This window comes from Streptomyces sp. NBC_01549 (genome assembly GCF_026339955.1).
GTDB lineage: Bacteria > Actinomycetota > Actinomycetes > Streptomycetales > Streptomycetaceae > Streptomyces.
Window position 1 is genome coordinate 6,159,823 of record NZ_JAPEPW010000001.1, and the last position, 24,043, is coordinate 6,183,865.

At 70.2% G+C, this 24,043-nt stretch carries 22 protein-coding genes; 15 read left to right on the forward strand and 7 right to left on the reverse strand.

The genetic code is table 11. The features are described from left to right. Positions 1–43 precede the first annotated feature (43 nt). Together OG819_RS27535 and OG819_RS27540 are read right to left on the reverse strand one after the other, a co-directional pair. Complete coding sequence (locus OG819_RS27535) at positions 44–1,273, reverse strand: DUF349 domain-containing protein (RefSeq protein WP_266651423.1); 1,230 nt, start codon at positions 1,271–1,273, stop codon at positions 44–46. Between the two features lie 135 nt (positions 1,274–1,408). Beyond that, positions 1,409–2,248: a peptidylprolyl isomerase gene (locus tag OG819_RS27540; protein WP_266651424.1), complete on the reverse strand. Its 840-nt coding sequence runs from the start codon at positions 2,246–2,248 to the stop codon at positions 1,409–1,411. Between the two features lie 181 nt (positions 2,249–2,429). On the opposite strand from OG819_RS27540, the gene OG819_RS27545 reads away from it, so the two are divergent. Next, positions 2,430–3,155 (forward strand): MBL fold metallo-hydrolase, encoded by a 726-nt coding sequence (locus OG819_RS27545; RefSeq protein ID WP_266623144.1) that lies wholly within the window; start codon positions 2,430–2,432, stop codon positions 3,153–3,155. A 12-nt stretch (positions 3,156–3,167) separates the two neighbouring features. Next, positions 3,168–4,430, forward strand: a complete 1,263-nt coding sequence (gene hisS / locus OG819_RS27550) for a histidine--tRNA ligase (RefSeq protein WP_266651425.1) — start codon at positions 3,168–3,170, stop codon at positions 4,428–4,430. A gap of 233 nt (positions 4,431–4,663) precedes the next feature. On the opposite strand, the gene OG819_RS27555 is transcribed toward hisS, so the two are convergent. From OG819_RS27555 to OG819_RS27570, 4 genes are read right to left on the reverse strand one after another with little or no spacing between them, the layout of a single operon-like run. Further along, entirely contained in the window at positions 4,664–5,287 is a 624-nt protein-coding gene (locus OG819_RS27555; RefSeq protein ID WP_266416313.1) for a response regulator transcription factor, read from the reverse strand. Continuing rightward, the gene (locus tag OG819_RS27560; protein WP_266651426.1) at positions 5,284–6,489 is read right to left on the reverse strand and encodes a sensor histidine kinase; all 1,206 of its coding nucleotides are present in this window, start codon (positions 6,487–6,489) and stop codon (positions 5,284–5,286) included. Before OG819_RS27560 ends, OG819_RS27555 begins: the two co-directional genes overlap by 4 nt. Continuing rightward, positions 6,486–7,331, reverse strand: coding sequence for an ABC transporter permease (locus tag OG819_RS27565; protein ID WP_266623139.1), 846 nt, complete (start codon positions 7,329–7,331; stop codon positions 6,486–6,488). Before OG819_RS27565 ends, OG819_RS27560 begins: the two co-directional genes overlap by 4 nt. Continuing rightward, on the reverse strand, positions 7,328–8,194 hold the full coding sequence (locus OG819_RS27570; protein ID WP_266416319.1) for an ABC transporter ATP-binding protein: 867 nt from the start codon (positions 8,192–8,194) through the stop codon (positions 7,328–7,330). Before OG819_RS27570 ends, OG819_RS27565 begins: the two co-directional genes overlap by 4 nt. Before the next feature lie 139 nt (positions 8,195–8,333). Between OG819_RS27570 and OG819_RS27575 the strand changes: the two genes are divergently transcribed. The 3 genes from OG819_RS27575 (at position 8,334) to rpsD (ending at position 11,298) form a co-directional block, all read left to right on the forward strand. Then, positions 8,334–8,969, forward strand: a complete 636-nt coding sequence (locus tag OG819_RS27575; protein ID WP_266416322.1) for a vitamin K epoxide reductase family protein — start codon at positions 8,334–8,336, stop codon at positions 8,967–8,969. A 44-nt stretch (positions 8,970–9,013) separates the two neighbouring features. Then, positions 9,014–10,369 carry a replication-associated recombination protein A gene (locus tag OG819_RS27580; protein WP_266623136.1) on the forward strand — a complete coding sequence of 452 codons (1,356 nt, stop codon included), beginning with the start codon at positions 9,014–9,016 and terminating at the stop codon, positions 10,367–10,369. 314 nt (positions 10,370–10,683) lie between these two features. After that, positions 10,684–11,298: a 30S ribosomal protein S4 gene (gene rpsD, locus OG819_RS27585; protein ID WP_054233962.1), complete on the forward strand. Its 615-nt coding sequence runs from the start codon at positions 10,684–10,686 to the stop codon at positions 11,296–11,298. A 33-nt stretch (positions 11,299–11,331) separates the two neighbouring features. Here the strand turns inward: rpsD and OG819_RS27590 are convergent, their stop codons facing one another. Continuing rightward, entirely contained in the window at positions 11,332–12,678 is a 1,347-nt protein-coding gene (locus OG819_RS27590; protein WP_266651427.1) for an AAA family ATPase, read from the reverse strand. 187 nt (positions 12,679–12,865) lie between these two features. Between OG819_RS27590 and OG819_RS27595 the strand changes: the two genes are divergently transcribed. The 10 genes from OG819_RS27595 to OG819_RS27640 all read left to right on the forward strand — a co-directional run bounded on the left by OG819_RS27595 (position 12,866) and on the right by OG819_RS27640 (position 23,921). Continuing rightward, positions 12,866–13,300 carry a DUF948 domain-containing protein gene (locus OG819_RS27595; protein WP_101406251.1) on the forward strand — a complete coding sequence of 145 codons (435 nt, stop codon included), beginning with the start codon at positions 12,866–12,868 and terminating at the stop codon, positions 13,298–13,300. Between the two features lie 7 nt (positions 13,301–13,307). Next, entirely contained in the window at positions 13,308–13,652 is a 345-nt protein-coding gene (locus OG819_RS27600) for a DUF6167 family protein (protein WP_266416331.1), read from the forward strand. Next, a complete protein-coding gene (alaS, locus tag OG819_RS27605; RefSeq protein WP_266416334.1) occupies positions 13,652–16,324 on the forward strand; it encodes an alanine--tRNA ligase in 2,673 nt (890 codons plus the stop codon). Before OG819_RS27600 ends, alaS begins: the two co-directional genes overlap by 1 nt. Positions 16,325–16,359: 35 nt before the next feature. Beyond that, entirely contained in the window at positions 16,360–16,824 is a 465-nt protein-coding gene (gene ruvX, locus OG819_RS27610; RefSeq protein ID WP_266422011.1) for a Holliday junction resolvase RuvX, read from the forward strand. A 392-nt stretch (positions 16,825–17,216) separates the two neighbouring features. Beyond that, on the forward strand, positions 17,217–19,061 hold the full coding sequence (gene mltG, locus OG819_RS27615) for an endolytic transglycosylase MltG (RefSeq protein WP_266651428.1): 1,845 nt from the start codon (positions 17,217–17,219) through the stop codon (positions 19,059–19,061). Continuing rightward, entirely contained in the window at positions 19,042–19,881 is an 840-nt protein-coding gene (locus OG819_RS27620; protein WP_266623130.1) for a shikimate dehydrogenase, read from the forward strand. The genes mltG and OG819_RS27620 overlap by 20 nt, the downstream gene beginning before the upstream one ends. Positions 19,882–20,059: 178 nt before the next feature. Continuing rightward, on the forward strand, positions 20,060–21,244 hold the full coding sequence (gene aroC / locus OG819_RS27625) for a chorismate synthase (protein WP_266623129.1): 1,185 nt from the start codon (positions 20,060–20,062) through the stop codon (positions 21,242–21,244). Then, the gene (locus tag OG819_RS27630) at positions 21,241–21,759 is read left to right on the forward strand and encodes a shikimate kinase (protein ID WP_266623128.1); all 519 of its coding nucleotides are present in this window, start codon (positions 21,241–21,243) and stop codon (positions 21,757–21,759) included. Before aroC ends, OG819_RS27630 begins: the two co-directional genes overlap by 4 nt. Then, on the forward strand, positions 21,756–22,847 hold the full coding sequence (gene aroB / locus OG819_RS27635; protein ID WP_266581083.1) for a 3-dehydroquinate synthase: 1,092 nt from the start codon (positions 21,756–21,758) through the stop codon (positions 22,845–22,847). The genes OG819_RS27630 and aroB overlap by 4 nt, the downstream gene beginning before the upstream one ends. Before the next feature lie 195 nt (positions 22,848–23,042). Further along, entirely contained in the window at positions 23,043–23,921 is an 879-nt protein-coding gene (locus OG819_RS27640) for a Pro-rich N-terminal domain-containing protein (RefSeq protein WP_266623127.1), read from the forward strand. The last annotated feature ends 122 nt before the right edge of the window (positions 23,922–24,043 follow it).

The window sequence follows — 24,043 nt, forward strand, 5'->3', positions numbered from 1 at the left end:
CCCCTCTACGTAGTGGCGGGAAAACCCAGCCGCCTCGGCAGCCTCAGCCGCCGAACTCCTGCAGACCCTTCAACGCCTGGTCCAGCAGTGCCTGACGGCCATCGAGCTCCTTCTGGAGCTTGTCGGCCCTCGACGCGTTGCCGGCGGCGCGCGCTGTCTCGATCTGTCCCTGGAGCTTGTCCACGGCGGCCTGCAGCTGACCGGTCAGACCCTCGGCACGCGCGCGTGCCTCCGGGTTGGTCCGGCGCCACTCGGTCTCCTCGGACTCCTGCAGAGCCCGCTCCACCGCGTGCATCCGCCCCTCGACCTTCGGGCGGGCGTCGCGCGGCACATGGCCGATGGCTTCCCAGCGCTCGTTGATGGAACGGAAGGCGGCACGGGCGGCCTTCAGGTCCTGCACCGGGACGAGCTTCTCGGCCTCCTCGGCCAGCTCCTCCTTGAGCTTCAGGTTCTCCGACTGCTCGGCGTCCCGCTCGGCGAAGACCGAGCTGCGCGCCGCGAAGAACACGTCCTGGGCGCCGCGGAAGCGGTTCCACAGGTCGTCCTCGTGCTCGCGCTGGGCGCGGCCCGCGGCCTTCCAGTCCGCCATCAGCTCGCGGTAACGCGCCGCCGTCGGACCCCAGTCCGTGGAGGCGGACAGCGACTCGGCCTCCGCGACCAGCTTCTCCTTGATCTTGCGGGCGTCCTCGCGCTGCGCGTCCAGCGAGGCGAAGTGCGCCTTGCGGCGCTTGGAGAACGCCGAGCGCGCGTGCGAGAAGCGGTGCCACAGCTCGTCGTCCGACTTACGGTCGAGTCGCGGCAGCCCCTTCCAGGTGTCCACCAGCGAGCGCAGCCGCTCGCCGGCCGCTCGCCACTGGTCGCTCTGCGCCAGCTCCTCCGCCTCGACGACCAGCGCCTCCTTGGCGTGCCGCGCCTCGTCGGACTGCTTCGCACGCTGGACCTTGCGCTCCTCACGGCGCGCGTCGACCGTCTTGACGAGCTTGTCCAGCCGCTTCTTCAGCGCGTCCAGATCGCCGACCGCGTGGTGGGCGTCCACCTGTTCGCGGATATGACCGATCGCGATCTGGGCGTCCTTCGCCGACAAGTCGGTGGTTTTCACTCGCCGCTCGAGGAGGCCGATCTCGACAACCAGGCCTTCGTACTTGCGCTCGAAGTAGGCCAGCGCCTCATCAGGCGAGCCGGCCTGCCAGGAACCGACGACCTGCTCGCCGTCGGCGGTACGCACGTACACGGTCCCCGTCTCGTCGACGCGGCCCCACGGGTCGCTGCTCACAGCGCCTCCTCCACATGATGCCTGCGAGGGGCTTCAGCGCCCCTGGGCATCGTCCACAGTTTCGTCACGGCCAACATAGGCGACCAGCCCGGCGGCTGTCCGCATCCAGCGCGACCGAAATTTCGCAGTTGACGGTCAGGATTTCGTCACGGTCATCTTGTTGATCACGGCCGTCGCGTTGGGCGCCCCGTCGCCCTGGCCTGTGCTCTCTCCGGCCGCGGCGATCTTCTTGAGAACCGTGAGGCCGGACTTGGAAATCGTTCCGAACGGTGTGTAGTCGGCCGGCAGCTGGCTGTCCTGGTAGACGAGGAAGAACTGGCTGCCGCCTGTGTTGCGTCCCTGCTTCGTCTGGGCGTTGTACTGGTTCGCCATCGCGAGCGTGCCCGCCGGGTAGACACCGCCCTTGAGGGTGGTGTCCTTCAGGTTCTCGTCCGGGATCGTGTACCCGGGACCGCCGGTGCCGGTGCCCTTCGGGTCACCGCACTGCAGCACGTAGATGCCGTTCGTGGTGAGCCGGTGGCACTTGGTGTGGTCGAAGAACCCCTTGCTCGCGAGGAAGTCGAACGAGTTCACGGTGTGCGGGGCCGCGGCCGTCTTCAGCGCGATGTCGATGTCGCCGCAGGTCGTCGCCAGCTTCATCGTGTAGTCCGCCGACTTGTCGATGCTCATCGCCGGCTCCTTCTTCCAGCTCAGCGACTTCACCGCGCCTTCGGCGGGCTTGGCGCACGGGTCCGGCGCCTTGGTGGGCGCGGAGGCGCTCGGGCTGACTTCCGCGCCCGCGTTGGCCTTCTTGTCGTCGTTCTTGAAGACCCCGGTCGCGTACGACACCACACCGCCGACGACGATCACGCCGAGGACCGACGCGACCACCGTGTTGCGCATGTGTGACTTGCGCCGCGCGGCCGTACGCCGCTGCTGCTGCCGCAAGAACTTCTCCCGGGCGAGCTGACGCCGCCGCTGTTCCTGGGTGACCACCGGGTTATCTCCTCATGCGTCTCGTACGTCAAGTGGGACGCGTGCGTCTTGTGAGCCGACCGCCTGCGTGTGCCCCGTACCGTATATGGGTTAGCTGAGGAAACGGCAGCGCCGGTAGGCTCTGATCCACAGCCAGCCACCCCGTACGGCACCACGCGTACGCCCACCACGAAGGACGATCGTGCTCATTGCCGGGTTCCCCGCCGGGGCCTGGGGCACCAACTGTTACCTGGTCGCCCCCGCCGCCGGTGAGGAGTGCGTGATCATCGACCCGGGCCACCAGGCCGCCCAGGGAGTCGAGGACGCACTCAAGAAGCATCGGCTCAAGCCCGTCGCCGTCCTCCTCACCCACGGCCACATCGACCACGTGGCCTCGGTCGTGCCCGTCTGCGGCGCGCATGACGTACCGGCCTGGATCCACCCCGACGACCGGTACATGATGAGCGACCCGGAGCGGGCGCTCGGCCGGTCCATCGGCATGCCGCTGATGGGCGAGCTGACCGTGGGGGAGCCGGACGACGTACGGACGCTGACCGACGGCACGCGGCTGGAGCTGGCCGGTCTCGAGCTGTCCGTCGCGCACGCGCCCGGCCATACCAAGGGGTCGGTGACGTTCCGGATGCCCGAAGCCCGCGACGGATCAGACATTCCGCCGGTCTTCTTCTCGGGAGATCTGCTCTTCGCCGGCTCCATCGGACGCACCGACCTGCCCGGCGGTGACATGGACGAGATGCTCGGCTCGCTGGCCCGTGTGTGCCTGCCGCTCGACGACTCGACCGTGGTGCTGTCCGGCCACGGCCCCCAGACGACCATCGGCCAGGAGCGCGCCACCAACCCGTATCTGCGGCAGGTGGCGGCGGACCGCCAAGCGCGCGGCGCCGAGCCCGCTCCCCGACGAGGAATGTGACGAGAGACTTTCGTGAGCACCTTCAAGGCCCCCAAGGGCACGTACGACCTGATCCCGCCGGAGAGCGCCAAGTACCTCGCCGTGCGCGAGGCGATCGCCGCGCCGCTGCGCAACTCCGGCTACGGCTACATCGAGACGCCCGGCTTCGAGAACGTCGAACTCTTCGCGCGCGGCGTCGGTGAGTCCACCGACATCGTGACCAAGGAGATGTACGCCTTCGAGACCAAGGGCGGCGACCAGCTCGCCCTGCGTCCCGAGGGCACGGCCTCCGTACTGCGCGCCGCGCTGGAGGCCAACCTGCACAAGGCCGGCAACCTCCCCGTCAAGCTCTGGTACTCGGGCTCCTACTACCGCTACGAGCGCCCCCAGAAGGGCCGTTACCGCCACTTCTCGCAGGTCGGTGCCGAGGCGATCGGGGCCGAGGACCCGGCGCTCGACGCCGAGCTGATCATCCTCGCGGACCAGGCGTACCGCTCGCTGGGCCTGCGTGACTTCCGCATCCTGCTGAACTCGCTGGGCGACCAGGAGTGCCGTCCGGTCTACCGGGCCGCCCTGCAGGACTTCCTGCGCGGCCTGGACCTGGACGAGGACACGCTGCGCCGTTCCGAGATCAACCCCCTGCGGGTCCTCGACGACAAGCGCGATGACGTGCAGAAGCAGCTGGTGGGTGCGCCGCTGCTGCGCGACTACCTGTGCGACGCGTGCAAGACGTACCACGAGGAGGTGCGTGAGCTGATCACCGCCGCGGGCGTCTCCTTCGAGGACGACCCGAAGCTGGTGCGCGGCCTGGACTACTACACGCGGACCACCTTCGAGTTCGTCCACGACGGTCTGGGCTCCCAGTCCGCGGTGGGCGGCGGCGGGCGCTACGACGGGCTGTCCGAGATGATCGGTGGTCCCGCGCTGCCGTCGGTGGGCTGGGCACTGGGCGTCGACCGTACGGTGCTCGCCCTGGAGGCGGAGGGTGTTTCGCTCGAACTCCCCGCGGCCACGAGCGTGTTCGCCGTTCCGCTGGGGGAGGAGGCCCGCCGGGTGCTCTTCGCCAAGGTGACCGAGTTGCGCAAGCTCGGTGTCGCCGCCGACTTCTCCTACGGTTCCAAGGGGCTCAAGGGGGCGATGAAGAACGCGAACCGGTCGGGGGCGCGGTACGCGATCGTCGCCGGTGAGCGGGATCTCGCCGAGGGTGTCGTCCAGCTCAAGGACATGGAGTCCGGTGAGCAGGTGGCGATCGGTGTGAACGAGATCGTGGCGGAGCTCGAGACGCGACTGGGCTGAGAACCGGGTTCCCCGCCCCCGCCGCCCCTACCCGACCCATCCTGTCCCTGGGGGCTCCGCCCCCAGACCCCCATCGGCCTGAACGGCCTCGTCCTCATACGCCGGACGGGCTGAAAGATGCGCGCCAGCGCTCTTAAGGGGCGCGGGGAACTGCGCGACCAGCCCCCACCCGCCCGCAGACAGGGAACACACCCGGGGGGGCTGGGGGCGCAGCCCCCCGGGGCGGGAGAAGGTCAGTCCAGCAGGCCGAAGCGCATCGCGCTCGTCACCGCCGCGGTGCGGTCGTCCACCCCCAGTTTGGTGAAGGCCCGCAGCAGGTGGGTCTTCACGGTGGACTCGCCGATGAACAGGCGGCGCCCGATCTCGGCGTTCGTGCAGCCCTCCGCCACCAGCCGCAGCACCGCCGTCTCACGCTCGGACAACCTCGGCCGCTCCGGCTTCGTGCGGAGCTGATCGACGAGGCGGGCGGCGACGGAGGGTGCCAGCACGGTCTCACCGCGCGCGGCGGAGCGGACGGCGTCGGCGAGTTCGGCGCGGGGGAGGTCCTTCAGGAGATAGCCCGCGGCTCCGGCCTCGACCGCCCGCAGAATGTCCCGGTCCGTCTCGTACGTCGTCAGCACGATGACCCGGCAGCCCAGCCCCGCCTCGGTCATCCGCACGATCGAGTCGACACCCCCGCCCCCCGGCATCCGCAGGTCCATCAGGACGATGTCCGGCCGGAGTTCGGCCGCCAGCGCCTCCGCCTGCGGGCCGCTCGACGCGTCGGCGATCACATCGAGGTCGGGCTCGGCACTGAGCATCGCGCGCAGCCCTTCCCGTACGACGGGATGGTCGTCGGCCAGGACGATGCGGATCACGAGTCACTCCTTGGAACGGGCAGGCGGACGGTGACGGTCGTGCCCTCGCCGGGCGCGCTGCGCACCTGGGCCCTGCCGCCCACTTCCGCGGCCCGGGCGCGCAGCCCGGTCAGACCGTAGCCGCCGGTCGGCGCGGCGGGGTCGAAGCCGGGGCCGTCGTCCCGTACGGAGAGGGTCAGGCAGTCGTGGGCGTACGTCAGGGCGACCGCGATCGTCGACGAAGTCCCCGCGTGTTTACGGACGTTGGCGAGCGCCTCCTGGCAGGAGCGCAGGACCACGACCTCGGGCCCGGCGGGCAGCGCGCGTGCGGGTCCGGTGATGTCGACCGTCGCCTCGTGGCGCGCGGCCAGCCGGCGCAGCGCGTCGGGCAGCGAGGCCCCGTCGAGGTCGGCGGGCGCGCCTCCGGCGACCAGGGCCCGCGCCTCGGCGAGGTTCTGCCGGGCCGTCTCCGCCATCAGGGACAGGTGGCGGCGGGCCTGCGGGACGTCGTGGTCGAGTTCGGCCTCGACCGCCTGCACCAGCATCAGCAGGCTCGTGAAGCCCTGTGCGAGTGTGTCGTGGATCTCCCGGGAGAGCCGTTCCCGTTCGGCCAGCGCGCCGTGTGCCGACGAGAGCCGGGAGAGCTCGTGGCGACTGGCGTCCAGTTCGGCGATCAGCTCGGCCCGTTCCTGGCTCTGCTCGATGATGCGGATGGTCCAGTTGCCGAAGGCCACCGCGAAGACGAGGGTGACCACGCCGAAGAGCGAGTTGAAGAAGACGTCCTGGTCGCTCGGCCACCACAGCAGCGCCCAACCCACCACCGGCGCGATGTTGATGACCGTCACGGCCGCGAGCGCCCAGCGCAGCCGCAGCGCCATGAAGCACTGGGGGACGAGCGCGAAGGCCATCAGCCGGGTCTCGCCGACGAGGATCCCCGACGGCAGGAACAGCACGATCGCTCCCGCGAGATAGCCGAGGGCCCGGCGTTCGTCGGGCGGGTCGCCGCTGAGGACGGGGCGCCCCACCGCCACGTACCAGGGAATCAGCGCCACCAGCAGCGCCGCCGAGACGAGGCGGAGGTGCCACCCCGGATGCCCCGTGCCGAGCACGAACACCAGGGTGGCCACACACACGATCGCGAAGTACGAGTCCCAGAGCCGGAAGGAGCGGTCCCAGGTGTACGAGCTCTTCGCGCCGCCAGGTCCGGCGACCCGTTCGGTCATCCGTCGCGATGGTTCTTCCAGCGGAAGGTCAGCAGACACAGCAGCAATCCTCCGACGCACCACGCCCCCAGCACCAGGGCGATCCGCCCGAACTCCCAGCCGCCCGCCTGCTCCAGGACCTTCGCCGACTCGGGCAGGAACACTCCGCGCAGCCCCTGGCACATCCACTTCAGCGGGAACAGGGCGCCGATGTTCAGCATCCAGCCGGGGATCGTGTCGATGGCGATGTAGACCCCGGAGATGAACTGCAGCACGAGGAAGGGCAGTACGACGACGGAGGTGGCGCTCTTGCCGGACTTCGGGACCGAGCTGATCGCGATGCCGAGCAGGGCGCAGGCCGTCAGGCCCAGGACGAAGATCCAGGCGAAGTCGGCCCACTTGGCGGGATCCGAGGGCAGCTTCACGTCGTACAGCGACGTGCCGACGACGAGCAGGATCGCCGTCTCCAGGAGACCGGTGACCAGAACCAGCCAGATCTTGCCCAGGAAGTACGCGGCCGGTGGCATCGGAGTGCCGCGCAGCCGCCGCAGCACCTTCTCGTCCCGCTCGATGGCTATGGAGATGCCGAGGGACTGGAAGCTCGTGGACATGATGCCCGCGGCCATCATCGCCGGGACGTACAGCTGGGAGGCGGTGATGCCCGCGCCCCGCACGTCGTCCTTGAAGATCGACGCGAAGAGGAACAGGAAGACGACGGGGAAGGCGAAGGTGAACACCACCTGGTCGCGCTGACGGAAGAACTGCTTGATCTCCAGGGCGCCCCGCCGCAGGCCGAGCCCCCAGGCTCCGGGCAGCCCCCCCGAGGACGCCTCACTGCGTACGCGTTCGGTCGTCAGGGTCATCGCGCGCTCTCCTGTCCGGTCAGGCGGAGATAGACGTCCTCCAGGGTCGGGCGGGTCACGCTCAGCCCGGGTATCTCGCCGTCGAAGCGGCGGGTGAGCTCGGCGACCGTGCGGGTGGGGGTGTCCGTGCGCTCACGGCGCTCGGTGCCGTCGGCCTCCGTCCACTCGACGGTCGCCTCGGTGCCGAAGCGTTCGCGCAGCGCGGCGGGTTCGCCTTCCGCGACGACCCGGCCCCGCGCGACGACCGCGAGCCGGTCCGCCAGTGCCTCCGCCTCCTCCAGGTAGTGGGTGGTGAGCAGGATGGTCGTGCCCTCGTCGGCCAGTTTCCGGATCAGGTCCCAGAACTGGCGGCGGGCGGCCGGGTCGAAGCCGGTCGTCGGTTCGTCCAGGAGCAGCAGCTCGGGGCCGCCGATCACCCCGAGCGCCACGTCCAGACGCCTGCGCTGGCCGCCCGAGAGCGCCTTGACGCGGCTGTCCGTCTTCGCCTCCAGACCGACGAGCCCGATGACCTCCTCCGGGTCGCGGGGCCTCGGGTAGTAGCGGGCGAAGTGCCGTACGGTCTCGCCGACCGTCAACTCCGCGGGCGCCGATTCGTCCTGCCAGACGATGCCGACCCGCGAGCGCCACGCGCGTGTGCCCGTCGCTGGATCCGCGCCGAGCACGGACACCTCGCCCGCGTCCCGCCCGCGGTTGCCCTGGAGGATCTCCACCGTGGTGCTCTTGCCCGCGCCATTGGGTCCGAGCAGGCCGAACACCTCGCCGCGGCGGATGCCGAGATCGATGCCGTCGACGGCGGTCACGTCCCCGTACTGCTTGCGCAGCCCCCGTACGTCCACCGCGAGTTCGTTCGCGTGTGTTGTCATGCCGTCGAGCCTGCCGCCGAAGCGAACGTTCCGGGACGACCGTGCGTACCTCCTTATGTCCATCGAACGGTGGACACACATCTGGGTGCGGCACAATGTCGGTTGCCCGCAGGCCCTTCGAGACTACGGAAACGGCGTGATGAGCAAGACGACAGTCAAGGACGTCTCCATCGACCAGGAACGCTCCGACGGTCCCCGGACGGTCGGCGGCAGCCGGGCGCTCGCCCTGTTGCTGGTGATCACCGGTGCGGCCGGTCTGCTCGCCGCGTGGGTCATCACGATCGACAAGTTCAAGCTGCTGGAGAACCCGAACTTCGTGCCGGGGTGCAGCCTGAACCCGGTCGTCTCCTGCGGCAACATCATGAAGAGCAAGCAGGCCGCGGCCTTCGGGTTCCCCAACCCGATGCTCGGTCTCGTCGCGTACGGCATCGTGATCTGCGTCGGGATGAGCCTGCTCGCGCGGGCCACCTACCCGCGCTGGTACTGGCTGACCTTCAACGCCGGCACCCTCTTCGGTGTCGGATTCTGCACCTGGCTGCAGTTCCAGTCGCTGTACCGGATCAACTCGCTGTGCCTGTGGTGCTCGCTGGCCTGGGTCGCCACGATCATCATGTTCTGGTACGTGACCTCGTCGAACATCCGCAACAACTTCCTGCCCGCCCCACGCTGGCTGAAGAGCTTCTTCGGCGAGTTCACCTGGGTCCTGCCCGTCATGCACATCGGGATCATCGGGATGCTGATCCTGACCCGCTGGTGGGATTTCTGGACCAGCTGACAGCCCTGCGGGGATTGTCAGTGGTGTGACATAGGGTTTTGGACGTGGAGCCCGACCTGTTCACCGCCGCAGCAGAAGAACGCCAGGAGAAGGACCCGTCCAGCAGCCCCCTGGCCGTACGGATGCGCCCGCGTACCCTCGACGAGGTCGTGGGCCAGCAGCATCTGCTGAAGCCGGGCTCACCCCTGCGCAGACTTGTCGGCGAGGGGAACGGCGGGCCGGCCGGACCGTCCTCGGTGATCCTCTGGGGCCCGCCCGGCACCGGCAAGACGACCCTCGCGTACGTCGTCTCCAAGGCCACCAACAAGCGCTTCGTGGAGCTCTCCGCGATCACCGCGGGCGTCAAGGAAGTCCGCGCGGTCATCGACGGCGCCCGCCGCGCCACCGGCGGCTTCGGCAAGGAGACCGTCCTCTTCCTGGACGAGATCCACCGCTTCAGCAAGGCCCAGCAGGACTCCCTGCTCCCGGCCGTCGAGAACCGCTGGGTGACCCTGATCGCCGCGACGACCGAGAACCCGTACTTCTCGGTGATCTCCCCGCTGCTGTCCCGCTCCCTCCTCCTCACCCTCGAACCGCTCACCGATGACGACCTGCGCGGCCTGCTGCGCCGGGCGCTCACCGACGAGCGCGGCCTCAAGGAGGCCGTCACCCTCCCCGAGGACACCGAGCGGCACCTGCTGCGCATCGCCGGGGGAGACGCCCGCCGTGCGCTGACCGCCCTGGAGGCGGCGGCCGGCGCGGCGCTCGACAAAGGCGAGCAGGAGATCACCCTCCAGACCCTGGAGGAGACCGTCGACCGCGCCGCCGTGACGTACGACCGCGACGGCGACCAGCACTACGACGTGGCGAGCGCGCTCATCAAGTCCATCCGCGGCTCCGACGTGGACGCCGCGCTGCACTACCTGGCCCGGATGATCGAGGCCGGCGAAGACCCCCGCTTCATCGCCCGCCGCCTGATGATCTCCGCCAGCGAGGACATCGGCCTCGCCGACCCGAACGCGTTGCCGATAGCCGTGGCCGCCGCCCAGGCCGTCGCCATGATCGGCTTCCCCGAGGCCGCCCTGACCCTCAGCCACGCCACCATCGCCCTGGCCCTGGCCCCGAAGTCCAACGCCGCGACGATGGCCATCGGCGCCGCGATGGAGGACGTACGCAAGGGGCACGCGGGCCCGGTGCCGATGCATCTGCGCGACGGGCACTACAAGGGCGCGGCCAAGCTCGGGCACGCCCAGGGGTATGTGTATCCGCACGACCTGCCCGAGGGCATCGCCGCCCAGCAGTACGCCCCGGAAGAGCTCAAGAACCGCGAGTACTACACACCGACCCGGCACGGCGCCGAGGCGCGCTACGCGGACGCGGTCGAGTGGACCAGGAAGCGCCTCGGTAGAGGACGGTCCTGACCACCCTGTAACATGACCCGAAGCGCTGCGTCCCGTGTCCGGCTCCGGTCGGCACCACCAGAACGGGACATCCAGCCGGAGCCCCTGCCACCACGGAGGGATTCCAGGAGCGTCGCGCACCGTCGAAGGTGTCGCGGGCAGCCCACCACCACCCGGTCTCCGGGAACGGTCGGTGGGCCACTCGCGTGCTGCACGTATGTGCCCAGACCCAGGAGCGGCTGCCCGCCCCGTCCGTAGGGACGAGGAGGGTTTCCCGGGCTGCGGATTGCGACCTCCCTTAACTCTGGTGAGCCGAAATCGAAGAAAGAGAAAAAGTGGCGAATCAGTCCCGCCCCAAGGTCAAGAAGTCGCGTGCCCTCGGTATCGCGCTGACCCCGAAGGCCGTCAAGTACTTCGAGGCCCGCCCCTACCCGCCGGGCGAGCACGGCCGTGGCCGCAAGCAGAACTCGGACTACAAGGTCCGTCTGCTCGAGAAGCAGCGTCTGCGCGCGCAGTACGACGTGTCCGAGCGCCAGCTCGTCCGCGCCTACGAGCGTGCCTCCAAGGTCCAGGGCAAGACCGGTGAGGCCCTGATCATCGAGCTCGAGCGCCGTCTCGACGCGCTGGTCCTGCGTTCGGGCATCGCCCGCACGATCTACCAGGCCCGCCAGATGGTCGTCCACGGCCACATCGAGGTCAACGGCCAGAAGGTCGACAAGCCCTCGTTCCGCGTCCGTCCCGACGACGTCGTGATGGTCCGCGAGCGCAGCCGTAGCAAGACCCTGTTCGAGGTCTCCCGCGCCGGTGGTTTCGCCCCCGACGGCGAGACCCCGCGCTACCTCCAGGTGAACCTCCCGGCCCTGGCCTTCCGCCTGGACCGCGAGCCGAACCGCAAGGAGATCCCGGTGATCTGCGACGAGCAGCTCGTCGTCGAGTACTACGCCCGCTGATCGTCTTACAGCGGACGCGGCACCACCTGCGTGTCAGCCCGTCGTCTCCCCGCCCTTCGAGGTGGGCGAGACGGCGGGCTTGCGCGTGTCCGGGGGAAGCCCGCGCGGCGCGGGCACCGCACCCAGCGGCCGGGGCCCCGGCCGCCGCAGTGCCCGCGCCACCGCCGCCTCCCGCCCGAGCCGTGCCCCCGCCCGTACGCACTCCTCGTACCGCTCGTCGCCCAGCCGCCGCCGGGCACCGGCCTCGCACCGCTCGTGCGGCGCGTTGTAGTACGCCGAGCCGAACAGCGGCAGGCCCACCGAGGGCCACAGCCGGGCCGCCGCCCCTTGCAGCAGCGCGGCCTCGGCCGGATCGCCCTCCGCCTCCGTGACCAGCGCCAGCAGTTCGATCGCGAGGACCGTGCCGAGCAGGTCGTGGAAGGCGTGCCCGGTGTCCAGGCACTGTTCCAGGAGATCCCGGGCGCGCCCCGGATCACCCGCGGCCTGGGCCTCGTACGCCAGCACATACTGCGCGTACGCGAGCGCCCAGCGCTCCCCGTGGTCCTCGCAGACCCGGCGGACGTCCTCGCTCACCGCGCCCGGCAGCCGCTCCTCGGACGTGCACAGCTCATGGCTCCAGCCGATCGCCGTCCGCAGCGTCTGGTGGCGTGGCAGGGCGTCGCGCCCGCCGCCGGTCAGCAGCCGGAAGCGGTCCTCGAGCCGGGACAGCAGCTGCCCGGGGGAGAGGGCGCTCAGCCGGCCCGCAGCCAGCTCGACGGCGAGCGGGATCCCGTCCAGGCGTCGGCACAGCTCCAGGACGTGCGCCCGGTTGCCGTCGTCCAGCGCGAACCCGGGCACCCGGGCCGCCGCCCGGTCCGTGAACAGCTCCGCGGCCTCCCGCTCGGGCAGCGGGGCCAGCGGGAAGAGCAGCTCACCCTCGACCTCCAGCGGTCTGCGGCCCACGGCGAGCACTCGCAGCCCCGGCGCATGCCGCAGCAGTTCGCCCACCAGCGCGGCGCACGCGTCCACCAGATGCTCGAACCCGTCCACGACCAGCAGGAGTTGACGCTCGGCGAGATGGTCGAGGAGCAGTCGGCGGGGTGGTCTCGACGTCTGGTGCGCCAGACCGAGGGCCTCCACGAGTGCGTGCGCGACGAGATCCGGATCGCGTACGGAGGCCAGCTCCACCCGCCATGAGCCGTCGCGCGGCCCGATCCGTACCGCGGCCCGTGCCGCGAGGCGCGACTTGCCCACGCCGCCCATGCCCGTCACCGTCACCAGGCGGGCCCGCCGCAGCGTCTCCGCCAGCTGTGCGAGTTCGGCCGCGCGACCCACGAACGCGTTGAGTTCCAGGGGCAGATTGCCGGGCGTGGACCGGTCGGAGCACTCAGAAGCTCGCATGGGACACGGAGCGTACTGACCCGTAAGCGGTCCGTACAATCGCTTCGCGCAACTACGGGCCGGGCAGCCGGTAATGCGGTACGGAGCGGCGGCCCCGGCGCGATAGGCTCGGGGGACGACTTTTTGATGTTCAGACACGATGTCCAGGCACGTACTGGCAGGCACGTACTAGGGAGCGGGTGCGACAGTGTCCGGTGGAGAGGTGGCCGGGATCCTGGTGGCCGTCTTCTGGGCGATCCTGGTCTCCTTCCTCGCCGTCGCACTGGCGAGGCTGGCCCAGACGCTCAGGGCGACCACCAAGCTGGTGGCGGACGTGACCGACCAGGCCGTCCCGTTGCTGGCCGACGCCTCCGCGGCGGTGCGCTCCGCGCAGACCCAGATCGACCGGGTCGACGCCATCGCGTCGGACGTCCAGGAGGTCACCTCGAACGCGTCGGCGCTCTCCACGACCGTCGCGTCCACCTTCGGCGGCCCGCTGGTGAAGGTCGCGGCGTTCGGCTACGGCGTCCGCCGGGCCATCGGCGGCCGCAAGGACAATGTGCCCCCCAAGGCCTCCCGTCGTACCGTGATCGTGGGCCGCACCGTCCCGTCCGCGCGACGGGGAAAGCGGAAGAAGGACTGACGCAGCGATGTTCCGCCGTACGTTCTGGTTCACCGCCGGCGCAGCCGCGGGTGTGTGGGCCACCACCAAGGTCAACCGCAAGCTCAAGCAGCTGACCCCCGAGAGCCTCGCGGCCCAGGCCGCGAACAAGGCGATCGAGGCCGGGCACCGGCTCAAGGACTTCGCGCTCGACGTCCGCGACGGCATGGCCGAGCGGGAGGCCGAACTGGACGAGGCGCTCGGGCTCGATCACCGCCCCGAGCTGCCCGCGCCCCGGCGCATCGCCGCGATCGAGAACAGTCCGAGACACAGCAAGAACCCGACGTACGTCGAGAGGTCGACGTACTCGTACAACCGGAATGAGGACCACTGATGGAGTCGGCCGAGATTCGCCGCCGCTGGTTGAGCTTCTACGAGGAGCGCGGTCACACCGTCGTTCCCTCGGCGTCGCTCATCGCGGACGACCCGACTCTGCTCCTGGTCCCCGCGGGCATGGTCCCCTTCAAGCCGTACTTCCTCGGTGAGGTCAAGCCGCCGTGGTCGCGCGCCACCAGCGTGCAGAAGTGCGTGCGCACGCCCGACATCGAAGAGGTCGGCAAGACCACCCGGCACGGCACGTTCTTCCAGATGTGCGGCAACTTCTCCTTCGGCGACTACTTCAAGGAAGGCGCCATCACCTACGCCTGGGAGCTGCTCACCTCGCCCCAGGACAAGGGCGGTTACGGCCTCGACCCCGAGCGCCTGTGGATCACGGTCTACCTCGACGACGACGAGGCCGAGACCATCTGGCGCGACAAGATCGGCGTCCCGGCCGAGCGCATCCAGCGTCTGGGCAAGAAGGACAACTACTGGTCCATGGGCGTCCCCGGCCCCTGCGGCCCGTGCTCCGAGATCAACTACGACCGCGGCCCCGAGTTCGGCGTCGAGGGCGGCCCCGCCGTCAACGACGAGCGGTATGTGGAGATCTGGAACCTGGTCTTCATGCAGTACGAGCGCGGTGAGGGCACCTCGAAGGAGGACTTCGAGATCCTCGGCGAGCTGCCCAGCAAGAACATCGACACCGGCCTCGGCATGGAACGCCTCGCCATGATTCTGCAGGGCGTGCAGAACATGTACGAGATCGACACCTCCATGGCCGTCATCAAGAAGGCCACCGAGCTGACGGGCGTCGAGTACGGCGCCGCCCACGACTCCGACGTCTCGCTGCGCGTGGTCACCGACCACATGCGCACCTCCGTGATGCTCATCGGCGACGGTGTCAGCCCCGGCAACGAGGGTCGCGGCTACGTCCTGCGCCGCATCATGCGCCGCGCCATCCGCAACATGCGGCTGCTCGGCGCCACCGGTCCGGTCGTCAAGGACCTCATCGACGTCGTGATCGAGATGATGGGCCAGCAGTACCCGGAGCTCGTCACCGACCGGCAGCGCATCGAGACCGTGGCCCTCGCCGAGGAGGCCGCCTTCCTCAAGACCCTGAAGGCCGGCACGAACATCCTCGACACGGCCATCACGGACACCAAGGAGTCCGGCGGCACGGTCCTCGCCGGCGACAAGGCCTTCCTGCTCCACGACACCTGGGGCTTCCCGATCGACCTCACCCTCGAAATGGCCGCCGAGCAGGGCCTTTCGGTGGACGAGGACGGCTTCCGGCGTCTGATGAAGGAGCAGCGGAACAAGGCCAAGGCCGACGCCCAGGCCAAGAAGACCGGCCACGCCGACCTCGGCGCCTACCGCCAGATCGCCGACGCCGCCGGTGAGACCGAGTTCATCGGCTACGACCGCACCGCCGGCGAGTCGCGCATCGTCGGCATCCTGGTCGACGGTGTCTCCTCGCCCGCCGCCACCGAGGGCGACGAGGTCGAGATCGTCCTCGACCGCACCCCGTTCTACGCCGAGGGCGGCGGCCAGATCGGCGACACCGGCCGCATCAAGGTCGACACCGGCGCCGTCATCGAGATCCGCGACTGCCAGAAGCCCGTCCCGGGTGTGTACGTGCACAAGGGCGTCGTCCAGGTCGGCGAGGTCACCGTCGGCGCCCAGGCCCAGGCCACCATCGACTCCCGTCGCCGGACGGCCATCGCCCGCGCCCACTCGGCCACGCATCTCACCCACCAGGCGCTGCGCGACGCCCTCGGTCCGACGGCCGCCCAGGCCGGTTCCGAGAACCAGCCCGGCCGCTTCCGCTTCGACTTCGGTTCCCCCTCGGCCGTTCCGACGGCCGTCATGACCGACGTCGAGCAGAAGATCAACGAGGTGCTCGCCCGCGACCTGGACGTGCACGCCGAGATCCTGAGCCTCGACGAGGCCAAGAAGCAGGGCGCCATCGCCGAGTTCGGCGAGAAGTACGGTGAGCGCGTCCGTGTCGTGACCATCGGCGACTTCTCCAAGGAGCTGTGCGGCGGCACGCACGTGCACAACACCTCCCAGCTCGGCTTGGTCAAGCTGCTCGGCGAGTCCTCGATCGGCTCCGGCGTACGGCGTATCGAGGCCCTCGTCGGTGTCGACGCCTACAACTTCCTCGCCCGCGAGCACACGGTCGTCGCCCAGCTCCAGGAGCTGATCAAGGGCCGTCCCGAGGAGCTGCCCGAGAAGGTCTCCGCCATGCTCGGCAAGCTGAAGGACGCCGAGAAGGAGATCGAGAAGTTCCGCGCGGAGAAGGTCCTGCAGGCCGCCGCCGGTCTCGCCGGGTCCGCCAAGGACGTCCAGGGTGTGGCTCTGGTCACCGGCCAGGTCCCGGACGGCACCAGCGCCGACGACCTGCGCAAGCTGGTTCTCGACGTGCGCGGCCGCATCCAGGGCGGACGGGCCGCCGTGGTGGCCCTGTTCACCACGGCGGGTGGCAAGCCGCTCACCGTCATCGCCACCAACGAGGCCGCCCGCGAGCGCGGTCTCAAGGCCGGTGACCTGGTGCGTACGGCCGCCAAGACCCTCGGCGGCGGCGGTGGCGGCAAGCCCGACGTCGCCCAGGGCGGCGGCCAGAACGCGGCCGCCATCGGCGAGGCCGTCGACGCGGTCGAGCGGCTCGTCGCCGAGACGGCCAAGTGAGCGCGGACGGTACCGAGAGCGGGGGCGGCCGCGGCATGCGCCGCGGCCGCCGGCTCGCGATCGACGTCGGGGACGCCCGGATCGGGGTCGCCTCGTGCGACCCCGACGGGATCCTCGCGACTCCGGTCGAGACCGTGCCGGGGCGCGATGTCCCTGCCGCGCAGCGCCGGCTGAAGCAACTCGTCGAGGAGTACGAGCCGATCGAGGTCGTCGTCGGGCTCCCTCGCTCCCTCAAGGGGGGCGAGGGCCCGGCCGCCGTGAAGGTGCGCGCCTTCGCCCAGGAGCTGGCCCGGGCGATCGCGCCCGTCGGGGTCCGCCTCCTCGACGAGAGGATGACCACGGTGACGGCCAGCCAGGGTCTACGCGCGTCGGGCGTGAAGTCGAAAAAGGGCAGGTCCGTCATCGATCAGGCGGCCGCCGTCATCATCCTTCAGCAGGCTCTGGAGTCCGAACGGGCGTCGGGGAAGGCGCCGGGCGAGGGCGTCGAGACCACTGCCTGAGCTGTCGTTCAAGGGTCACCGGTCCCAGGCGTGAACGTCGCGACCGTCGATTGTGAGAGCGGACGTGCCCCGTCTGTGGAACCCGTCACGACAGGGACACGGACGGGGCGAAGAACCTTTCTGGCCGTCAGGCGGGCGGTCGCAACCGGTGGAGCTGGTGAAAGACCTCAACGGGGTGCTTCCGTGACGGGGCTGCCGACGGTGAGGTAGGAAGCCAAGCAGGCGACTGCCGGCCATTTCCCAGCCGAGAAATGAATGTCAACTGATCGCGATACGGTAACGTTCCGCGCCATGTGGGACTGTTCGAACAGCTGTCACACAGCAGAAGAGGCGGATAGGATGCCGGGTCACGGGCGCTCAGCCCCCACCGCCTCGCGGCTCGTAGGGGATCGATGACTGAGTATGGCCGGGGCGCAGGCTCCGAACCGTGGAATCCGGAGGACCCGTTGTACGGGGATGGCGGATGGGAAGGGCAGGCCGTCGACGGCCAGTCCCCCTACGGCGGCCAGCCGCAGCACTATCCGCAGCAGCCGCAGCACTATCCGCAGCAGCCGCAGCCGCAGCCGCAGCCGCAGCCGCAGCCGCAGGCGCAGTACGGCGAATGGGGTCCCGGTCCGCAGGGCGGCTACGGCCAGGGTCAGCAGCACTACCACGGCCAGGGTCAGCAGGAGTACCACGGTCAGGAGCAGCAGCAGTACAACAACCAGGGGCAGCAGCAGTTCCACGACCAGGGACAGCAGCACTTTCCCGGCCAGGGCCAGCAGCAGTACGCCGGCCAGGAGCAGCAGTACGTCGATCCGGGTCAGCAGCAGTACCACGGCCAGGAGCAGCAGCAGTACCACAACGGCGGGTGGGACAACGGGACGCAGCGCCAAGTCGCCTACGCCGCCGACCCGACGGACCCGTACGGGGACCAGGCCGCCGTGTACGCCGCCGAGCAGCCGGACCAGTACGGCACGCCCGACGCGTACCCGCCGCCGGAGCCGCCCGCCCGCCGCCGTGCCGAGCCCGAACCGGAGACCGACTGGGACCCGGGTCCCGATCAGGGTGAACACGCCTTCTTCGCGGGCGGTGACGACGATGACGACGACCTCGACGACGACCCCAAGGCCGGCCGCGGCGACCGGAAGGTCCGTGGCGGCAAGAGCGACAAGGGCAAGAAGCGCCGCAGTGGCTGCGCCTGCCTGATGGTGGTGCTGGTCTTCGGCGGCGGTATCAGCGCAGTCGGATATTACGGGTACCATACCTACCAAAATCGTTTCGGACCGGCTCCGGACTACGCGGGTGACGGCTCGGGCGAGGTGACGGTCGAGATTCCCAAGGGTGCGTTCGGTTATGCGATCGGACGGGTGCTGAAGGACGCCGGCATCGTCAAGAGCGTCGACGCCTTCGTCTCCGCTCAGCAGCAGACCCCCAATGGGGACAAGATCCAGGCGGGCGCGTATGTGCTGAAGAAGGGCATGTCGGCTGCCAGCGCGGTCAAGCTGATGCTCGACCCCAAGAGCCAGAACAATGTGATCGTCGCTCCCGGGCAACGCAACATCCTTGTCTACCAGGCGATCGACAAGAAGCTCGATCTCGCGGACGGCACCACTGGGAAGATCGCCAAGAAGGAGTACAAAACCTTCGGACTTCCCAGCTGGGCGGGCAACAGCAAGGACATAAAGGATCCGCTGGAAGGATTCCTCTACCCGGCGACGTATCCCGCCGCGAAGGGCATGAAGCCCGAGGCGATCCTGAAGCAGATGGTGGCGCAGGCCAAGGAGAAGTACGCGGCGTACAACCTCACGGCCAAGGCCAAGGAACTGAACCTGGAGAGCCCGCTGCAGGTCGTCACGGTCGCGAGCCTCGTCCAGGCCGAGGGCAAGACCCACGACGATTTCCGCAAGATGGCCGAGGTGATCTACAACCGTCTCAAGGCCACGAACACGGAGACCAACAGGAAGCTCCAGTTCGACTCGACCTTCAATTATCTGAAGGGCCAGAGCAACATCAACATCAGCGAGTCCGAGATCAACAGCAACATGGACCCGTACAACACCTATACGCGGAGGGGCCTGCCGCCCGGGCCGATCGGAAACCCCGGGGACGACGCGTTCAAGGCGACGTTCAACCCGACCAGTGACGGCTGGATCTATTTCGTGGCGACCGACGGGCAGAGCAACACCGAATTCGCCAAGACCTATGCGGAATTCCAGAAGCTCAAGGACAAGTTCAATGAGAGTTCGGGCAACTGACGCCCGAAGGGCCGCGGTACTCGGCTCCCCGATCGCCCATTCCCTCTCGCCGGTGCTGCATCGCACCGCGTACCGGGAACTGGGACTCGACGACTGGTCCTACGACCGTTTCGAGGTCGACGAGGAGGCGCTGCCGGGCTTCCTCGGGGACCTCGGTCCCGGGTGGGCGGGCCTGTCGCTGACCATGCCGCTCAAACGGGCCGTCATCCCGCTGCTTGACGAGGTCAGTGAGACGGCGGCCTCCGTGGAGGCGGTCAACACCGTCGTGTTCACCGACGACGGGCGCCGCGTCGGAGACAACACCGACATCCCCGGGATGGTCGCCGCGCTGCGCGAGCGCGGGATCGAGCAGGTGGACTCCGCCGCGATCCTCGGCGCGGGCGCCACCGCCTCCTCCGCGCTGGCCGCGCTCGCCCGGATCTGCACCGGCGAGGTCGTCGCCTATGTCCGCAGCGCGGAGCGGGCTGCCGAGATGCGGCAGTGGGGCGAGCGGCTCGACGTCGAGGTCCGTACGGAGGACTGGGCGCACGCCGCGCGGGCCCTGCGCGCCCCGCTCGTGATCGCGACCACCCCGGCGGGCACGACGGACGCCCTGTCCGCCGCGGTACCGGAACGGCCCGCGACGCTCTTCGACGTGCTGTACGACCCGTGGCCCACCGACCTCGCGGCTCGCTGGTCCGGCTACGGCGGCGCCGTGGTCAGTGGACTCGACCTCCTGGTGCATCAGGCGGTGCTCCAGGTCGAACAGATGACCGGACGCGCGCCCGCGCCGCTCGACGCCATGCGCAAGGCGGGCGAGCAGGCCCTCGCGAGCCGCTGAGCCCCGCCCGGGGCGCTGGGTGGCGTCCCGCCTGATGGACCTGCGGCGGGACACCACGCCCGGACGTGGGAGGATCGGAGGTGGCGGGCCCGGGCCGCGCACCCGGTCGCGCCGTCGCCGTACACGAGGACGCGTGTACGCAGCAAGCAGTACCAGGGCGCGAGCATGAGGAGCACCGTTGAGCAGGTTGCGCTGGCTGACCGCGGGGGAGTCCCACGGTCCCGCACTTGTCGCGACGCTGGAGGGTCTTCCCGCCGGCGTGCCGATCACCACGGAGATGGTGGCGGACCACCTGGCCCGGCGGCGCCTGGGCTATGGGCGCGGTGCCCGGATGAAGTTCGAGCGCGACGAGGTCACCTTCCTGGGCGGTGTCCGGCACGGACTCACCCTCGGCTCGCCGGTGGCCGTCATGGTCGGCAACACCGAGTGGCCCAAGTGGGAGCAGGTCATGGCGGCCGACCCGGTGGACCCGTCGGTGCTGGCGGAGGTGGCCCGCAACGCGCCGCTGACCCGGCCCCGGCCCGGCCACGCCGACCTCGCGGGCATGCAGAAGTACGGCTTCGACGAGGCCAGGCCGATCCTGGAGCGCGCCTCCGCCCGGGAGACCGCGGCCCGTGTCGCGCTGGGCGCGGTGGCCCGTTCGTACCTGAAGCAGACGGCCGGGATCGAGATCGTCTCGCACGTGGTCGAGCTGGCCGCGGCGAAGGCCCCGTACGGCGTCTACCCCAAGCCCTCGGACGTCGAGAGGCTCGACGCCGACCCGGTGCGCTGCCTCGACGCCGACGCGTCGAAGGCGATGGTCGCGGAGATCGACCAGGCCCACAAGGACGGCGACACGCTCGGCGGCGTCGTCGAGGTGCTCGCGTACGGCGTGCCGGTGGGCCTCGGCTCGCACGTGCACTGGGACCGGCGCCTCGACGCCCGGCTCGCGGCCGCGCTCATGGGCATCCAGGCGATCAAGGGCGTCGAGGTCGGCGACGGCTTCGAGCTGGCCCGTGTGCCCGGCTCCAAGGCCCACGACGAGATCGTCCACACCGAGGACGGCATCCGCCGTACCTCCGGCCGTTCCGGCGGCACCGAGGGCGGTCTGACCACCGGCGAGCTGCTGCGCGTACGTGCCGCGATGAAGCCGATCGCGACCGTGCCGCGCGCGCTGGCCACCATCGACGTGGCGACCGGCGAGGCCGCCAAGGCCCACCACCAGCGCTCCGACGTCTGCGCGGTCCCGGCCGCCGGAATCGTCGCCGAGGCCATGGTCGCCCTCGTCCTCGCGGACGCGGTGGCCGAGAAGTTCGGCGGCGACAGCGTGCCCGAGACGCGGCGCAACGTCGAGTCGTACCTCGAGAACCTGGTCGTGCGGTGACCGCTGGACCGCTGGTCGTCCTCGTCGGGCCGATGGGCGTGGGCAAGTCCACTGTCGGCGCACTGGTCGCCGAGCGGCTCGGCTGCGCCTACCGCGACACGGACGACGACATCGTGGCCGAGAAGGGCCGCACGATCGCCGACATCTTCGTCGACGAGGGCGAGCCGGTCTTCCGCGCCATCGAGAAGAGCGCCGTGCACAAGGCGCTGGCCGAGCACGACGGGGTGCTGGCGCTGGGCGGCGGCTCGATCCTCGACGCCGACACCCGCGCGCTGCTCGCCGGGCACCGGGTCGTCTACCTCTCGATGGACGTCGAGGAGGCGGTCCAGCGCACCGGCCTGAACGCGGCCCGTCCGCTGCTCGCGGTCAACCCGCGCCGGCAGTGGCGCGAGCTGATGGAGGCGCGCCGCCACCTGTACACCGAAGTGGCCCGGTCGGTCGTGCCGACCGACGGCCGCACCCCCGAAGAGGTCGCTCAAGCCGTCCTCGACGCACTGGAGTTGAAGGAAGCATGAGCGAGGCAGTGACGCGTATCCAGGTCGGCGGCACCGCGGGCACCGACCCCTACGAGGTTCTGGTCGGCCGTCAACTCCTCGGTGAACTGGGCGGGTTGATCGGCGACAAGGCCCAGCGCGTCGCGATCATCCACCCCGAGGCGCTCGCCGAGACCGGGGAGGCGCTCCGCGCCGACCTGGCCGGACAGGGCTTCGAGGCCGTCGCCATCCAGGTGCCCAACGCGGAGGAGGCCAAGACCGCGGAGGTCGCCGCCTACTGCTGGAAGGCGCTGGGCCAGTCCGGCTTCACCCGCACCGACGTCATCGTCGGCGTGGGCGGCGGCGCCACCACCGACCTGGCCGGATTCGTGGCGGCGACCTGGCTGCGCGGGGTGCGCTGGATCGCCGTACCCACCACCGTGCTGGCCATGGTGGACGCGGCGGTCGGTGGCAAGACCGGCATCAACACCGCCGAGGGCAAGAACCTCGTCGGCTCCTTCCACCCGCCCGCGGGCGTGCTCTGCGACCTGGCCGCGCTCGACTCGCTGCCGGTCAACGACTTCGTCTCCGGGCTCGCGGAGATCATCAAGGCCGGTTTCATCGCCGACCCGGTGATCCTGGAGCTCATCGAGTCCGACCCCGAGGCGGCACGGACGCCCGCGGGCCCGCACACCGCGGAGCTCATCGAGCGCTCCATCAAGGTGAAGGCCGAGGTCGTCTCCGGCGACCTCAAGGAGTCGGGGCTCCGCGAGATCCTCAACTACGGCCACACCCTCGCGCACGCCATCGAGAAGAACGAGCGCTACAAGTGGCGGCACGGCGCGGCCGTCGCCGTCGGTATGCACTTCGCCGCCGAACTCGGCCGACTGGCGGGCCGGCTGGACGACGCGACCGCCGACCGCCACCGCACGATCCTGGAGTCCGTCGGCCTTCCGCTCAGCTACCGCTACGACCAGTGGCCCAAGCTGCTGGAGAACATGAAGGTCGACAAGAAGTCCCGCGGCAGCCTGCTGCGCTTCATCGTCCTGGACGGGCTGGCCAAGCCGACCGTCCTGGAGGGCCCCGACCCGGCCGTGCTCCTCGCCGCGTACGGCGAAGTGGGGGAGTAGCTCCCAACGGGCCCCTGGTTGGCCCGATTTGCCCTCCCCTCATGGGCACTCCGCAGCTTCCCCGGCCGTTCACACAACGGCGGCCGGGGAAGGTACCGTTCGGCGGGGCCTCTCCCATGCCCTTTAGGCTGTGGGGGAGAGCGGGAGGCTCCGCTCGCCAGCGTCAATCGCCTGCACGAGACGGAGTGGCACCGGATGCAGCACGCAGTGGGGGCTCCGCTGCCGCCGCCCCACCAGCCGGGGCACGGACCGGCCGCCGACTGGTCGTCGGCCGCACAGCACCCGGGACACCCGGGCGGACCCCCCGGTCCGGCGCCCATGAGCCCACCGGGCCCCGGCTTCGCCGGTCCGCCTCCGGGACATCCGGCACCGCCCTCGCACCTGCCGCATCCCGCGTCCCCGCAGCACGCCCCCGCACCGGCGATTCCCGACACGACGGGCCATGTGCAACTGCCCCCGGGCGGCCCGGTCGCCATGCCCAGCGCGCCGCCCGCCACGGGCGCCCCCGACCCCACGGCGACCACCCTCGCCGTACTGCTCATCGGGCCCGCGGGCGCGGGCAAGACCAGCGTCGCCAAGTACTGGGCGGACCACCGCCGGGTGCCGACCGCCCACATCAGCCTCGACGACGTACGCGAATGGGTGCGCTCGGGCTTCGCCGATCCGCAGTCGGGGTGGAACGACCATTCGGAGGCGCAGTACCGCCTGGCCCGCCGCACCTGCGGCTTCGCCGCGCGGAACTTCCTGGCCAACGGCATCTCCTGCATCCTCGACGACGCGGTCTTCCCGGACCGCCCGGTCGTCGGCCTCGGCGGCTGGAAGCGACACGTCGGCCCGGGGTTGCTGCCCGTGGTGTTGTTGCCGGGCCTGGAGATAGTCCTGGAGCGCAACGCCGAGCGCTCCGGAAACCGCCGCCTGACCGACGAGGAAGTCGCCCGTATCCACGGCCGGATGGCCGGCTGGTACGGTTCCGGGCTCCCCATCATCGACAACTCCCAGCTGGACATCCCGTCCACGGCCCGCGTCCTGGACGAAGTCCTGGCCCGCTCCCTCGCGAGCCCACCGCAGTGGTAGCCCGGCGAGAGCGGCGGTAACGCGTCGGCCGCACGCCGCACGGCATCGGTGGAGGAGCGCCGGGCGGCTCGCGGCAGAGCGCCGTCCGCGACCCCGTAGGGGTGCCGTATCCGTGGCGTCGC

Coding starts and splice junctions, on each gene's coding strand:
- OG819_RS27560 (WP_266651426.1), bottom strand. CDS start 6,489: ATGACCGAACGGGTCGCCGGACCTGGCGGCGCGAAGAGCTCGTACACC.
- OG819_RS27565 (WP_266623139.1), bottom strand. CDS start 7,331: ATGACCCTGACGACCGAACGCGTACGCAGTGAGGCGTCCTCGGGGGGG.
- OG819_RS27570 (WP_266416319.1), bottom strand. CDS start 8,194: ATGACAACACACGCGAACGAACTCGCGGTGGACGTACGGGGGCTGCGC.
- OG819_RS27575 (WP_266416322.1), top strand. CDS start 8,334: ATGAGCAAGACGACAGTCAAGGACGTCTCCATCGACCAGGAACGCTCC.
- OG819_RS27590 (WP_266651427.1), bottom strand. CDS start 12,678: ATGCGAGCTTCTGAGTGCTCCGACCGGTCCACGCCCGGCAATCTGCCC.
- OG819_RS27600 (WP_266416331.1), top strand. CDS start 13,308: ATGTTCCGCCGTACGTTCTGGTTCACCGCCGGCGCAGCCGCGGGTGTG.
- alaS (WP_266416334.1), top strand. CDS start 13,652: ATGGAGTCGGCCGAGATTCGCCGCCGCTGGTTGAGCTTCTACGAGGAG.
- ruvX (WP_266422011.1), top strand. CDS start 16,360: ATGCGCCGCGGCCGCCGGCTCGCGATCGACGTCGGGGACGCCCGGATC.
- mltG (WP_266651428.1), top strand. CDS start 17,217: ATGACTGAGTATGGCCGGGGCGCAGGCTCCGAACCGTGGAATCCGGAG.
- OG819_RS27620 (WP_266623130.1), top strand. CDS start 19,042: ATGAGAGTTCGGGCAACTGACGCCCGAAGGGCCGCGGTACTCGGCTCC.
- aroB (WP_266581083.1), top strand. CDS start 21,756: ATGAGCGAGGCAGTGACGCGTATCCAGGTCGGCGGCACCGCGGGCACC.
- OG819_RS27640 (WP_266623127.1), top strand. CDS start 23,043: ATGCAGCACGCAGTGGGGGCTCCGCTGCCGCCGCCCCACCAGCCGGGG.